General features: G+C 39.4%; 8 protein-coding genes. 2 read left to right on the top strand and 6 right to left on the bottom strand.

Features of this window, described 5'->3' with window-relative positions; genetic code table 11:
- Positions 1 to 34: 34 nt before the first annotated feature.
- Positions 35 to 1795, top strand: coding sequence for a tetratricopeptide repeat protein (locus tag H6G74_RS15225; protein ID WP_190968474.1), 1761 nt, complete (start codon positions 35 to 37; stop codon positions 1793 to 1795).
- 112 nt (positions 1796 to 1907) lie between these two features.
- Here the strand turns inward: H6G74_RS15225 and H6G74_RS15220 are convergent, their stop codons facing one another.
- Positions 1908 to 2228: an ArsR/SmtB family transcription factor gene (locus tag H6G74_RS15220; RefSeq protein ID WP_190968473.1), complete on the bottom strand. Its 321-nt coding sequence runs from the start codon at positions 2226 to 2228 to the stop codon at positions 1908 to 1910.
- 159 nt (positions 2229 to 2387) lie between these two features.
- Positions 2388 to 3140, bottom strand: a complete 753-nt coding sequence (locus H6G74_RS15215) for a PAP/fibrillin family protein (protein ID WP_190968472.1) — start codon at positions 3138 to 3140, stop codon at positions 2388 to 2390.
- Positions 3141 to 3278: 138 nt separating this feature from the next.
- Here H6G74_RS15215 and H6G74_RS15210 point away from each other — a divergent pair, with 138 nt between their 5' ends.
- Positions 3279 to 4682, top strand: a complete 1404-nt coding sequence (locus H6G74_RS15210) for an aromatic ring-hydroxylating dioxygenase subunit alpha (protein WP_190968471.1) — start codon at positions 3279 to 3281, stop codon at positions 4680 to 4682.
- An 83-nt stretch (positions 4683 to 4765) separates the two neighbouring features.
- On the opposite strand, the gene H6G74_RS15205 is transcribed toward H6G74_RS15210, so the two are convergent.
- The 4 genes from H6G74_RS15205 to H6G74_RS15190 all read right to left on the bottom strand — a co-directional run bounded on the left by H6G74_RS15205 (position 4766) and on the right by H6G74_RS15190 (position 15771).
- Complete coding sequence (locus H6G74_RS15205) at positions 4766 to 5209, bottom strand: hypothetical protein (protein ID WP_190968470.1); 444 nt, start codon at positions 5207 to 5209, stop codon at positions 4766 to 4768.
- 109 nt (positions 5210 to 5318) lie between these two features.
- Entirely contained in the window at positions 5319 to 9200 is a 3882-nt protein-coding gene (locus tag H6G74_RS15200; RefSeq protein ID WP_190968469.1) for a response regulator, read from the bottom strand.
- Entirely contained in the window at positions 9187 to 9759 is a 573-nt protein-coding gene (locus H6G74_RS15195; RefSeq protein WP_190968468.1) for a heme NO-binding domain-containing protein, read from the bottom strand. Before H6G74_RS15195 ends, H6G74_RS15200 begins: the two co-directional genes overlap by 14 nt.
- Before the next feature lie 231 nt (positions 9760 to 9990).
- Positions 9991 to 15771 (bottom strand): trifunctional serine/threonine-protein kinase/ATP-binding protein/sensor histidine kinase, encoded by a 5781-nt coding sequence (locus H6G74_RS15190; protein WP_190968467.1) that lies wholly within the window; start codon positions 15769 to 15771, stop codon positions 9991 to 9993.
- Positions 15772 to 15839: the final 68 nt, after the last annotated feature.

The following is a 15839-nucleotide window of genomic DNA, read 5'->3' as shown; positions in this document are numbered from 1 at the left end:
CAACGTTAAATATTATTGACAAACTTTAAAAAATATGAGACATTTTCATGCTAATACCCAGCCAGGACGCAGACAAGCTATTAATAACTGGTTAAGTAAAGCAGTCAAATCTAGCAGTATTGTCGGGGGACTAACGGCAGTTTTGGTATTAGCAAATTCGTTAGTACCAACAAGTTTGTTTGCTGAAGAAAAGTTAGAAATTAAAGACTTTGACTATTGGGCAAATTTTTGTAAGTTGTTGGGAGAGGAAAAGAAATATGATGAAGCGATCGCAGCTTGTAATCAAGGCATTGCGATCAAACCCGACGAACCAGAAATTTGGATTACCCGCACAGAAATTTTACTCAAGCAAGCCAAATATAGTGAAGCTTTGGTGTCAGCCGATCGCACCTTACGCCTACAACCAAAATATTCTTTAGCTTTAGCCCAAAGATGTGAAGCCTTATTAAATTTAAACAAAACGGCCGAAGCGATAGCCGCTTGTGATTTAGCCTTGCGTTCTGATGGTAACTGGGGCAATCATACCGCAGTTTCAGCCTTGTATAACCGGGCTTTAGGCGAAAGTAAATTAGGGCAATTAGACGCAGCAATTACTTCCTATAACCGCGCCTTAGAAATTAGTCCTGAGAATTCTTTAGCCTTAGTTGGTAACTGTCAAGCATTATCCAATTTAAGCAGATTTAGTGAAGCGATCGCCGCTTGTGACGCAGCCATTAAAGTTAACAAAAACTGGGGTGAAACTACACCTGCAATTGCTTGGTATACTAAAGGTTTGGCACAGAAAAAAAATGGTCAATTAGAAGAAGCGATCGCTTCCTTTGATCAAGCCGTGGCGATGAATCCCAAAGATGCAGATATTTGGTTAGAACATGGTAGAGCATTAGCAGCCATTAGTAAACCAGAACAAGCGGCAGTTTCTTATGAATTTGCTGTCAAACTAAGTCCTAATTATGCTTTGGCTTTAGCCAGCCAAAGTGCCAGCTTCAACAAATTAGGTAAATTTAAAGAAGCACAAGCAGCCGCCGAACAAGCACTCCAAGGTGATAGTCGTTGGGGTGATGTTAGCCCCGCCTTAGCTTGGCAAGAAAGAGGAATCGCCTTAGCTGGATTAGGAAGTTATGAAGAAGGATTAGCCTCAATCGAAAGAGCGATCGCCCTCAATCCCAACTATGCTGAAGCATGGAATAATCGTGCTGCAACTCAATGGTATTTAGGCAGATATTCTGATGCAACTGCTAGTAGCGATCGCGCCACCGAAATTAATCCGAAATATGCCCAAGCTTGGTTTAATAAAGGCAGAATTCTCAAAACCTTAGACCGCTATTCCGCATCCCTAGCAGCTTATAATAAAGCCTTAGAAAATGTGGGCAAATTCACAGATCAATCACTCATAGCCAATATTTGGGCTAACAGGAGTGTGGTTTTGTGGCATTTATCGAGAAATCAAGAAGCCTTAGTATCTGCGGATAGAGCGATCGGTATCAACCCTAATTTACCCCAAGGATGGTACAACCGAGGCATAGTTCTATTTAATTTAGCTCGATATGATGAGGCGATTAATGCTTATAACCAAGCTAGTACTTTAGCGCCTATGGATGCAAATATCTTAGCAGGTAAAGGCGTTGCTTTATTGAGATTGGGTAAATTAGAAGATGCTGTCAATACTTTTACCGCCACCTTACAACTTGATCCCAAAAATGCCTTAGCATTAGCTAATCAACCCATCGCCCAACAAAAATTACAAGCACAACAAAAACCTAAATTACCAGTTGTACCAGATACTAAAGTACGTTAGTCCTAATATTCAGTTTCAGTCTTCTAATTTGTACTAATTCGTAGTGTTCATATCCCCGACTTCTTCAATAAGTCGGGGGTTTTGCTTCTATACAAAAATAACAAGTCTTGATTTAATCACAACAAGAGCGTACAGGTGATATTAAACTATGCTGACGATAACCTGCTAAATACTGTTCTAAAACACTAAACTGCGGAATATTTAAACTGTAATAAATCCAACGTCCTTCTTGACGGGAATTAACTAAACCAGCGTCCTTCAAAGTTTTGAGGTGAAACGAGAGTTTTGATTGACTTACACTCAAAACATCACATAAATCACATACACAAAGTTCTTGCTGTCGCAATAGTTCTAGCACATTAATTCGTAACGGATCGGAAAGTGCATGAAAGCCCGCAGCAATTAAATTTGGAAAAGTAGAGGGAGTTTGCATGAGGATGAGTGGGAGTGGGGAATAGAAATATTGTAAGAATCCAGGAGCCAGAATGTTGGCAGATTACGTAAAATTATTCTGGCTCAACAAATAAATAGTTGTGAATTGCTGTTAAATTCTGACTTCTGACTCCTGAGTTCTGAATTCTTATAAAATATGCTATTGCCTTTCACATACTAAAATGGTTCCCTTTTCGCCATAAGTGATTCGCAACTCCTCATCAAGATAGAGAATTTCTAGCCGACCTTTAGGCGATCGCTCCATGATAAACTTAACTTCTCCAGTCTCAGAGTTGATTCCTTGTGGTGGAACCAGACCAAACATTAACTTCAAGAAACCCAACATCAAACTGTCTTTAAAACTGCGTTTGACATTTTGACTCTGCTGACCAAAAACTGTACGCCATTCATCCATTTTAGTTGGGTCTTGTGGTGCTAAAATGCCCCCAGTAAATTTGACTTGTAGCACGGTATCACTAATCGGTTCACACACACCCAAATTCCGCACAACCCCAGATATTTGCGGATAATTTTCATCAACTGTTGTAAATTCCACAACAATATCGTGACTGCGCTGTTCGCCATTCCCTAATAAAAAAACAGGTTGTGAAACTCGGTCAATTACTAATTTCAGTTTTGTCGGCTGAAACATATTAAAAGCCAGACGACCAAGAGTGTAAGCAAACTTACCATTTGCCAACCGTTCACCACCAGGAAAATTAGGCGCACTAATTAATAGCCAATTACTATCTAATAGCTTACCGTTACGAGCTGGCGCTGGATTTGGGTTAACAAGTCGCAGATTTTCAATCGCAGCAATTACAGTTTCATCCTTAGTATTGCCACCACAAGCAGCCAACGCCTGACGTAAAGCTAGTTTCACCTCTGCACATTCCCTTGTGTCTACTGCCATAGTGTTGAAATTGTTTTGTGCAACTGCTTGTTAATTTAGACCATTGGCTGATTTCATGCTGCTTGCCTGCCATCGTCGTTAAAAAATTGTTACATTTTTGGTGGGTAGACAATTATTACTTGACGCATCTCACTCATTATGTCCAACAGCCTGTTAGAGCCATTATCCCCAACAACCACAGAAAATTTACCTGCTGGTGGACTAGACCCAGAACGCTTTGATTGGTTAGAAGTTTGGTATCCAGTCCACTACGTCGCCGACTTAGATAAATCCCAGCTAACACGCTTCACTTTACTAGAGCGAGACTTAGTTTTGTGGTGGGACAAAAATGAACAAACGTGGCGAGCCTTTGAAGACCAATGTCCGCACCGTTTAGCCCCACTTTCCGAAGGCAGAGTTAACGAAGATGGCTGGCTAGAATGTCCCTATCACGGCTGGGCATTTTCGGGAACAGGCAAATGTGAAAGCATTCCTCAACAAGTACCAGGGACAAAAGCCGAAACATCTCCCCGCGCTTGTGTAAAATCATTACCAACCACAGTCAAACAAGGGTTATTGTTTGTTTATCCTGGTCAACCTGAGAATGCTGCCAAAACACAGGTTCCCATCGTTGATGTTTTAGAAGAAGATACAGATGGCTGGGTTTGCCTGAATACCTTTCGAGACTTACCTTACGATGCTTTGACACTAATGGAAAATGTTCTCGATTCCAGCCACATTCCTTATACTCATCATCGCACTGTTGGCAACCGTGCCAATGTATCGCCCGTAGAATTGGAAATTGTTGAATCCGGCAAATGGGGTTTTAAAGGCCTTTGGCAAGAAGGCCCCCGCAAAGGCACTTTAGGCAAACAAGATACCACTTTTATTGCGCCGGGGTTGATGTGGCATGATCTCACCTCCAAGCAATTTGGTAGAACATTAACAGTCGTTTATGCAACTCCTATACGTAAAGGAGAATGTCGCTTATTTGCCCGTTTTCCTTTCAAATTCTCATCAAAATTACCAGGATTATTTATTAAACTCACGCCTCGCTGGTATTCTCATTTAGGACAAAATGGCGTACTCGAAGATGACCAAATTTTTTTACATCACCAAGAACGTTATTTAGAACAAAAAGGTGGTACTGATAACTTTACCAAAGCGTTTTATTTACCAACTAAAGCGGATATTTTTGTATTTCAATTACGTTCTTGGGTCAAGCAATATTGTGCAGAATCATTTCCAGGAAAAACCTTACCGCCGCCACTACCCAAAGAAGCTTTATTAGATAGATACCATTCCCACACCAAACATTGCATTAGTTGTCGAACTGCCCTAAAAAACTTCCAAAGGTTGCGTGTAGGAGTAGTGATAGCAACAGCATTAGTTTGGAGTTTCTTGTCTTTATCAGTATTATTTCCTGGAGATATTTCTCATATCACTGTAATTATTGCTAACTTAGCTGTATTATTTGGTGGCGGAATTTGGTTTGGTTTAGGTAAGTTAGAAAAACAATTTCATCAAGGGCGAGAAATTCCACCGCGAAATATGGCCTCGTAATTCATCATTTGTAATTTCAAAAAAGCAAGGTAGGTTGGGTGAATCAGCAGCGAAACCCAACAAATTTTAATAATATTCACTGTCTAACTTTTGTGCCTAAGTTCTGATTCATTTGGGCTAGTTTCTCGCCACAACTGTTTGAGAATGATTGCTGACCAAAAAATAAATCCCAATATCGCCAAACCAGTTAAGCCATCAGTCCAGATTAACAAGTGCATTTTGGCTGAGAATTGGGATAATTTTCCATAAAAATAATGTCCTGGACTTGTTATGCCTGTGAAGGAGTAGATAAACAAAAAAGCATAAGCCAGCCAATACTTTTGATATTTATACAACCAATACCCAGTAATTCCTATGGCTGTAAGAATCAGCCATGTTTGATAAACTGCTGGGGCATTAATCCAAGTTGGTTGGGGATATTGCTCGATGAAGAAATAATTATCAGTGTAGTGAAAAAATGTAGAAATTATGCTGGCAATGAGTAGGATTTTCAACAACCTGTGAGGGGTAAATTTATGATTGATCATCAGTTACATTAAAATTATCTTGTAGGATAGGCTAGAAGCTCGTTCAGTATGGACAAGATGCCCACAAACCAAGAACTAATTTTTGCACTATTTTAGTCCGGTCACGCTACTACTTATTTTTTAAAGCTGTAATGACCTTGTTATATTCATTTTCTAATTGATTAACCAGGAGAGCAAGGGACTTTAATGATTGATATGGAGCAGAATTTTCTAAAGTTTCACAGATATTTCCTAAGTTAACAGCACCAATACTCACACTAGGCGATCGCAAAGCATGAGCCGCTTTTTGTAACTTAATTCTGTCTCCCACAGCAATAGCTGTTTGAATCATTTCTAGTCTCATCGGCGTATCTTCTAAGTAAACTTGGACAAGTTCAAAGACTAAATGCTCACCATCACTACCTGCCATATTTTTTAGCTCTTCTAGAAAACTGTGGTCAATGGCAGCTGCAACATCAGCATCGGGAGATATAGAAGGTAAAACATACTCAGTTTCTGCTACTGACTGAGGCGGCAGAGAGTCTTGATATTGTTGAATATTCAACTGTTTCAGAACTGCTTCTAGCGCCTCTAGACGAATTGGCTTACTGATATAATCATCCATCCCGACTCTTAAGCACTCCTGACGGTCTTCGGGACGAGCATGGGCAGTCATAGCAATTATCCAAGGTTGGACTTGCGGGGAGAATTCCTGACGAATCCGCATCGTAGTTTCCCAACCGTCCATTTCTGGCATTTGGATATCCATAAACACAACATCATAGAGTTGCCGTTGTAAAGCTTCTAGGGCTTCGCGCCCATTATTAGCCACATCAGCCCGGAAACCTAATCGATTCAGCATTTTCAGCGCAATTTTCTGATTTACTAACACATCTTCCACTAAGAGAATTTTGAGTGGTAAATTTTGGGCAAGTTGGTCATCAATTCTTGGTAAATGTGGCGCAGGTAAGCGGGAATAGGAAGGAATGGTAATTTGAGTATCGACACGGCGGGTAGACCAACTACCACGCACAATTTGTAAGAGCGTATTTTGTAATTGGTAGTGACGCACAGGCTTATGCAAAAAGGCAGTAAATTCAGCCGCTATTTGCTTCACCTCTAAAGTTTGCTTGCCTTTATAACTCAACATTACCAAAGGCAAATTTTGCTGTTGGGGTATGGCGCGAATTTGCGTTATTAATTCTAGGATATCTAGATGAGGGCTATCGACATCTAAAATCGCTAAGTCAAAGGTGGGATGTAGTTCTAAGCACTGTTGAATAGCCCTGAATTCGATTGTTTGGACATCAACTCCCAAGCTCTGAAGTTGCCAGGTTAAACATTTCTGTAAATTGCCATGATCTGTGATCAGCAGTAATCGCTTGCCCAGTAATTCTGGATAAATACTATAGGAATTATCAATTACTGAAGCATCAACTTGCAGTGTGAGGGTGAAATTGAAAGTTGAACCTTGACCAACTTCACTTTCTATCCACATTCTGCCCCCCATAATTTCGCTCAAGCACTTGCTAATAGCTAACCCTAAGCCTGTACCACCATAACGTCGCGTCATGGAAGCATCAACTTGACTAAAGGGCTTAAACAATCGATCCAAGCGATCGCGCGGAATCCCAATTCCGGTATCACTCACTGTAAACAAAAATTCGTAATACACATGATCAGTAATTGTGGCTTCTGGTTGCTGGAATTGCTGCTGCATGGTGATAGTGACCACAACTTCTCCCACCTTGGTGAATTTAACCGCATTGCTGACTAAATTCCAGAGAATCTGACGCACGCGGGTAATATCACCAATAATTAAAGTGGGTGTCTGGGGTTGGAATTGATATAACAGTTCGATACCTTTGAGGGCTGCTTGGGGAGCCAACAAATCCAGGGCTTCTTCCACACAAACTTGCAAGTCAAAAGGTTGGTCTTCTAACTCTAAATTGCCAGACTCAATTTTAGAAAAATCCAGAATGTCGTTGATAATTGTTAATAAAGCATCGCCACTGTTGCGGATAGTCTCTACATAGTCAATTTGCTCAGGTTTGAGAGGAGTATCCAAAAGTAATCCCGTCATCCCAATGATGGCGTTCATGGGTGTGCGGATTTCATGACTCATTGTAGCGAGGAAATTACTCTTGGCCAGATTAGCCGCTTCTGCTGATTGTTTGGCAAGATTCAATTCTTCGTTTTGCTGGGCGAGCAAATCTGCTTGGCGAGTTTCTTTGGCTAACAATTGGGCTTGGGTGAGAGCGATGCTCATTTGATCTGCTAGGTGTTTGAGCAGGTCTAATTCTAAATCTGTCCATTTTCTGGGGCGATCGCATTGATGTACCACTAATAAGCCCCATAAATGTTCCCGCACCAAAATCGGTACAACCAAATTAGCTTTCACCTGACAATCTTCAATTTCACAGGCATGAAATTCCACTTGACCTAAATCAGAAATCACACTTAATTGCCCGTCACTATACAAATTCAGATATTTATCTTGCAAACAAGCATCGCAAATGTCTTTATTAAAAACTACTGACCATTCCGGGACTACTGCTTCCTGAACAACTTTACCTGAACCATCAGGGTTAATTTGGAAGATTAACACCCGATCAGCCTGCAAAATGTGTTGTACTTCTGTAACTGTGGTCTGGAGAATTTTTTCTAGTTGTAGGGATTGACGAATTTCTTCTGTAATTTGCTTGAGTAAAAGAGCGCGTTGATATTGCTGCTGTAGTTCTTCTTCGGCTTTTTTGCGTCCGCTAATATCTGAATGAGTCCCCACCATTCTCAGAGATTTGCCTTGGAAATCGCGGTTGACCAACTTACCTCGATCCAAAATCCATTTCCAATTTCCTGATTTAGTCAAAAATCTAGCTTCAGCTTCATAAAAAGCTGTATGTCCTTTGAGATGAGCAATCAATCGTTGTCGCATCAACAGTCGGTCTTCGGGATGAACCAATTCATTGATAACTTTAATATCATCTGGGAGCTCATCGGGATGGTAGCCCAGCATTGTATACCAACGGGCGCTACGATAAACTTCTCCAGTGGCTAAATTCCAGTCCCAAAGCCCTTCTTCTACCGCATCCAGCGCCAAGGCTAACCGTTCTTCACTTAATCTCAGAGCATTTTCTGATTGTTTTCGTCGGGTAATGTCACGATATTTCCACAAATGACCATAGAATTTGCCATCAACCACAATAGGTACATAATCTTGTTCCAAAATTCGTCCATCTTGGAGTTGCCATTCTTGATTGATGACGATTTCGCCTTGGTACAGAATCTCATCTAGGCGCTGAATAAATTTTTCAGGCTCCACAAAAATTTGCTTGCTGGCTTTTGATGCTTGGCGACAATCCATGCCCTGTAAGGCTGCTGGAGTCAGGGGAAGACTGAATAAATTGCAGAATTCTTGATTAGCTAAAACAACATGTCGGTTTTCGTCTTCTAGCAAAACCCCAATTTGCAAACTTTCAATCAGTGTTGTTAACCTGGAAGCTGTGGCTCTTAATTCGGCGCGTTGTTCTGTGAGTTTTGTGGTGAGTTTTTTCGCATCTGTGAGTGCGGAATTTTTCGCTTGTAAGAGAAAGAGATAATCTGAAACTGAGTCATATAAAGGAAAGTCATCAATACTCAGTTCTAGGTTTTTGAGATTAGTAATATCTGTAATCCAAGGAGAGCCGAGAAATACCAATTGCTCACCATTTTCCATACATACCATCTGTCCTTTAAGCTGCATATCTTTGTGGAGCGATCGCAAAAGAAACAGCGATCGCGTTTGTTGACATATAGCTTCAAAGCTAACTGCACAGTTGGGACGATTGATGCAAAAATGCGCTTCTAGAGGACTATTGAGAATCTGAATCGGTGCAAGAATTCGCTGAAGTACTTCACCCACTTGGATGATCTGCATTTGTTGATCTATTACTAGATGGAAGGGAAATAATGCAGCAAATTGGTCAGCACTGAGGCTGAATTGTCTTAACCCGATTTCATCATTTTTGGTCATCGGACTGAGAATCTGTGTATTTAATAGTGAAGGTATCTTGAAAATCTCCTTGGTCACGAAAACTCGTTTGGGTAATATCCACTGTGGTGTGAAAGCGTTTTCCTAATCCGTGGAGTAAACCAATCACCATTGGCGCTAATCCGTGGCGAGTTGATTGGTAGTGGAGATCCAAGGATTGTTCACTGGTGTGTTCACATTCAAACGATGGCGGACGCAGTTGGGAGAAACTCAAACCTACCCTGGCATGGAGGTTATCTAGATTCTCGATAAATTGGGGTAAAGAGTTGCCAGCACTGTTTAACAAATCCCCATAGCCTTCTTCTGCGGTATAGTTAACCCAGTATTCACCAAAAGCTTGCAAAATCTCCGGTGCAGGCATCTTCAATACCTCACAAGCAGCTGCAACCAAACTATAGGTGACTTCATCGGGATAACCGTCCATACCGATAAAAAAGTCTATGTCTTCATATCCCGCCTTGCTTTTAATAATTTCCCATTTCTCCTCACCGTGGCGTTCACAAATCATGTCTTGAATTGCTTTGTTCACTAAACCGTACATACTCTTAACCTAGATGTATATTATTTTTTTGCAATTTACGTAATATTTTTGGTCTTACCAAAACTATGAGCGGAACAAAAATTTAGGATGCCTATAAAACAAAGTTGTTAAAATTTATAGCTTTAGAATTGATGTTTTGTCCACTTGAAAAAAGTTTGTATAAAAAAACATTCTTGATACTCAACCAAGAATTTGTACAAAAGCGCACTGTTTTGCGTTTTTGCACAAATTTTAGATAGGGAGGGAAATTAAAAACTCTGTACCTTCGCCCAGAACAGAGTTGACTGTGATTTTACCGCCGTGTTTTTCTTCGATAATTTGACGGGCGATCGCTAATCCTAAGCCCGTACCTTTACCGACTCCCTTAGTAGTAAATAAATGGTCAAAAATCTTATGTTTAACTTCTGTACTCATACCTTTACCATTATCAGCAATTGAAATGTTGACATTTTGTTCTACAATGGCAGTGGTAATTGTAATAGAGTTAGGATGAGCTTGAATTTCTGCAAAGCTTTTACCAATATTTGCTTCTTCTAACGCATCAATAGCATTGGCAAGAATATTCATAAATACCTGATTCAATTGTCCCGGAAAACAATTGACTAAAGGTAAATTACCATAATTAGTTATGACTTTAATAGCTGGGTGTTGTTCATTAGCTTTGAGGCGATGCTTGAGAATTAAAATTGTGCTGTCAATGCCTTCATGGAGATTAAACTGGACTTTGTAATCTTTGTCAGCGCGAGAAAATGTCCGCAGGCTAGTGCTAATATTTTTCAACCTATCGCACGCCATAACCATTGCATCGATTGTTTTAGGTAAGTCTGCTAACAGATACTCTAAGTCAATTTCTTCAGCATGGTCTTGAATCTCATCATCAGGATTTTCTAGAGATTCTTGATAGAGTTTGAGATGTTCGGTTAGGTCAGCTAAATTAGGTTTAGTTTGTTGGAGAGTAGCAGCAATAAAGCCCAATGGATTATTCATTTCATGGGCGACACCTGCAACTAAATTACCCAACGCAGACATTTTTTCACTTTGAATGATTTGTAATTGGGCTTGTTGTAGTTCTTGTTCTGCGCGTTTGTGATCACTAATATCTAACAACAGTCCATCCCACACTAACGTGCCATCAACAAGTTTTTCTATTCGGGCTTCCCCATGAATCCACTTAATAATTCCAGAGGGTGTAATAATTCGTCCATCCCATCGCCAGGGAGTTAAGCTTTGAGCTGAATATGCAATGGACTGATAATAAGCTTCAATATCCTCTGGATGCGCCATATCTATGAGGATCTGCACATTAGCGATCGCTTCATCGGCACTGATTTCATAGAGTTTATAACAGTCGTTACTAATGTATGACATTGACCCCGAACCATCGGTCGTCATCAGAAATTGATACACTACTCCAGGAACGTTATCTACTAGGTTATGGAAGCGGGATTGGGCAGTTTTTAACTCATCAAGCGATCGCTCTAGCTGTTGGGCATATTCCTGAGAACGTTGATAAAGTCGGGCATTTTCTAGAGAAATGGCGACTTGAGTGCAAATTAAATTGAGTATTTCGACGCGATCGCTCGTAAACGCTCCCTTTGTTAAATTATTTTCTAGATATAAAATGCCCATCAACTTACCTTGATGCAAAATCGGGCTGCACAAGATACTTTGAGGCTGTTGACGGATAATATAGGGGTCATTGGCTAAGGTGGTATCTGCGGTTGCATCCAACAAGACAACAGTTTGTTGACTGTGCTTGACTTTGTAAATCAGCTTGTGGGGAATATTTTGACTGCCTTCAATAGCAAGACTTTGCAACACAATCGGTTGTGTTCCTTGGATAATTGCACCTTGAATTAGCAGATGATTGTCTTGCAACAGCATTAATACACATTTATCAGCCCCAGCATTTTCAATTACGATTCTGAGTAAGGATGAAAGCAGTTTTTCTAGTTCGATTTCCCCAGATATCGTTTGAGATGCTTTGAGAATAGCAGCTAAATCTAAAGCCACAGAAGCACTATTGCTGGATGTAGCGGAACTGGTGGAGGTGATAGTTCCCAAAGTAAAGATAGTTTCGTTAGTGGAAACAACAGAACGGCTTGGCTGTAATATCGACGCAAGTAATTGGGGATAGCGTTTTTCCAAATCAGCGACTTTGGCTTTTGCACCCCAACGTACATAGCAATAATAGGCTTCTATCATATATTCTTGGGCTATGCGCTGTTTGCCCCAGTCCAGATAGAACTTAGCAGCTAGTTCGTTAGCTAGTGCTTCTTCTTGGATGTATTTATTCGCTTTTGCTAGGGAAATTGTCTGCTCATATAGATTAATAGCTTCTGCAATTCGTCCCAAAACTCGGCATTTTTCTGCTTCTACCAAACTGTATTTATGTTCAAAGTTTATATGTGCATGATCAACCCATAATTTCATAGTTTTTTGATTTATTTCTACTTGCTCTAGCAGGGATTGACACTTGTCGTTTATAAATGATGTGCATTTGTTTTCAGAAGCTTGTAAATCAAGACACTGCGATAACAACGAAAGAGAATAATAGAAGTTGTGGATCGCCACAGTAACACCAATAGCAGCATCAGCGTAATTTGCTGCCATGAGTGCTGATGTCGCTGCACTTGAATAATCTGCAAATAAATAGCTGAGAATAGACTTAGCTAAATATGCTGTAAACGGCAGTGAGCGATCGTTTCCAGCACAGTAAACAGATAAAAGCTCAGTTTCATCAAAATATTCACCTGACAATTGCCTTAGCTCAGTGACATCTCCCAACAAATTAGAGACAAGTTGTTGCCAAATTTGAGCATTGCCAAGAGAGTGATCTTGTTTAATTGGCTGTAAAACCTCAAGTGCAATCCTTTGTTTTTGTTGTAAATCTGTTAAAGTTTTTCCAGCAAAAAAGCGATAGGTACAGCCATGAGCAGTTGCATAACTAGCATACTCAATATCGCCCATCTCAAAACCAACTTGACTAGCTTTCTCTAATGCTTCTAGAGTATCAATTAGAGGTTCTTTCCAAGGTCGAATAAAAACATTAAATAAATTCTTGACCTTACATTCCAATTCTCTAGCAGAAAATCTATCTAACACTTCTAATGCAAGTAAACCAGAGTAATATCCTTTATCTAAATCCTTCTCAAATCCACACAGTAATATGCCATAAAATACATAGGCAAATGCAGTCAGAGATGTGTGTCCTTGTTTTAAGCTCAAATCAATCATTGTCAAGACAATTGAAGATAGCAGCTCTGGTTTCGTTGTGTAGGCTGGAGGAAAAATTGCCATAAGTATACGCATAACAGCAATTTGATGGGCATCCTGCATAACTGGTAGTGATTCTATTGAGGTCAATTTTGGTAGGTGAATTACTGAAGATTCAGGAGCATCATTTAAATTGACTCCTAGAAATTGCAACGCCGAAATTCCTACATCCAGTGCTTTTGGCATTTCTGACTGAGCCGTATACATTTGAATTTGCAACTCATAAATTTTTACGCGATCAATTAGGCTAGTTGCACGCTCTAAAACAAAATTAGCTAAAGTTTGGGCATGGGCAAAATTGATGTTAAGATACTCTGCCTTGATTGCAGATTCATAAAGAGATAAAGTTAGTCTATAATCACTTTGCCAGCTATCAAAATTTAGAGCTTTAATTCCATTGTGGAAATATTTAGCAGCAGCACTATAAGCCGTTGCCGCGAGAGCCTTTTCTCCAGCCATGAGATTCAATTGTGCTAATTCATGTCTTTGCTCTTTTGTAGTAATTAACTCTCTGGCTATATTCAAATGATTAACTATATCAAAAATATTTTCTTTCTGTTTTTCTGGTGATGTATGATGTAATAATAACTCTCCAATTTGGTAATGTTTTTCCTGCTTTTTATCTTCTGGAATTAGTAAATATGCAGCTTGTTGGACGCGATCATGTAAAAATTTATATCTAACGTTATTTTGGGTTTTCTTTTCTAAATTTTGAATTTCTTGCCCAATATAAAACTTATACAAATCACTAATGGGTAAAACTAAACCTTCTTGCAATGCTTGCCACAAAGCATCCGATGTTTCGATAACTGTTTGCGCTGAAACCATAGCTAAAGTATTTAAATCAAAAGAGTTACCAATACAAGCAGCTAACTGCAAAATCTGTTGAGTTGATGGTGGTAGTTTTTGCAATTGTGAACTCATAAAAGCTACAACATCATCTGTAACTGTTTGCGCTTTTACTTCAACTATGTCATATTGCCAACACCTTAGTTCAAAATCAAAATGAATCAGCCCATCTTGATGTAATGCTTTGAGAAACTGTGTAGCAAAAAATGGATTACCTTCTGTTCTTTGATAAATCAATACAGAAAGATTCCCTACGAGTTCTTCTGGAAATTTGAGTGTGTCAGCAACTAATTGATTTAATTTTACTTGACTCAGTGGTGCTAAAGTAATTGTGTTAATTGTTGCTTGTGATTTAGCAATCTCACTCAAATTCAGCATTAATGGATGTCCTGGATGGACTTCGTTATCACGGTAGGCACCAATAATGAATAGATACCCGGTATCAGCCATTAATAGCTGCATTAATTTTAGTGATGCAGAATCAGCCCATTGTAAATCATCTAAAAATATGACTAAAGGATGTTCTTTAGTTGTAAAGACCTGGGTGAATTTTTGAAATAATAAATTAAAGCGATTTTCGGCGGCTGTTCCTGATAATTCTACTGCTGATGATTGTTTACCAATAATGTTTTCTAATTCGGGAATGACTTCAATAATTACTTGACCATTATCGCCAACAGCCTCTAAGACTTTATTTCTCCATTGCTGAATTTGGGTATCGCTTTCAGTTATTAACTGTCCCATCAAATCACGAAATGCTTGGACAAATGCACTAAAGGGAATATTCCGTTGAAATTGGTCATATTTACCTTTAATAAAGTAGCCGCGTTGTCTGACAATTGGTTTATGTACTTCGTTGACAACGGCTGTTTTCCCAATTCCAGAAAACCCAGCGACAAGCATCATTTCTGTTGCACCAAGGCTGACTCGCTCAAATGCTTCTAATAAAATTGAAACCTCCGCTTCTCTGCCATATAATTTATCAGGAATAATGAAGCGATCGCACACATCCCGATTAGCAATTTTAAAGCTGTCAATTTTACCAGTTTCTCTTAGTTGAGTTAAACAATTCATTAAATCAGATTTCAATCCCAAGGCACTTTGATATCTATCTTCGGTATTTTTCGCCATCAATTTGCTGACAATTTCTGACAGTACTAATGGAATTTGGGGATTAATTTCTGTGATTAATGGTGCTGTTTTCGCTAGATGACAATGTACTAATTCCATCGCATCATTAGATGAAAATGGTAACTCACCTGTCAGTAATTCATAAAATGTCACACCCAGGGAATAAAAATCTGTACGATAATCAATCCCGCGATTCATTCTGCCTGTTTGTTCAGGAGATAGATAAGCAAGTGTTCCTTCTAATACTTTGGGATTAACTAGGGTTTGGGTTTCTCGTGGCAAAAGTGACGCAATACTAAAGTCAATTAATTTAATTTGTTTGGTTTCGGGATTTATTAATATATTGCTGGGTTTGATATCTTTATGAATAATGCGCTCATGGTAGAGTAAATCTAAGATGTCGCAGAGTGCGATCGCGATCACTAAAAATTCTTCTAAAGATTGTTGGGTTTCTCTAGTTCTCCACTCCTTGAGAGAAATCCCCCCAAAGTCTTCCATAACTAGTGCATAACCATTTTGACAAGGTTCTAGACTGTAGGTTTGGACTATCAGGGGGGAGTTGAGATTTTTAGCAATTGTATACTGATTGCGAAACAACAAAAGTTCGTTAAAGCTGGGATAAGGACTTTTCAGTAATTTAACGACTACTGGTTGTTGATCAACTTCTCGATAACCTCGATAAACTTGGGTTCGGGAGCCATTATAGAGTTGTTCGCTGATGCTATATCCGGGAATCTTCACAATAGTGTCAATCATAATACCCAAATCTTGAAAATGTCTTGATTTAGTATTCCCAAATGATCAACTGTACTCTATAATGACGT

The sequence above is a fragment of the Nostoc spongiaeforme FACHB-130 genome, assembly GCF_014698475.1.
GTDB lineage: Bacteria > Cyanobacteriota > Cyanobacteriia > Cyanobacteriales > Nostocaceae > Nostoc_B > Nostoc_B spongiaeforme.
The sequence above is the reverse complement of the archived record's forward strand: the minus strand, read 5'-3'. Positions and strand labels throughout refer to the sequence as shown.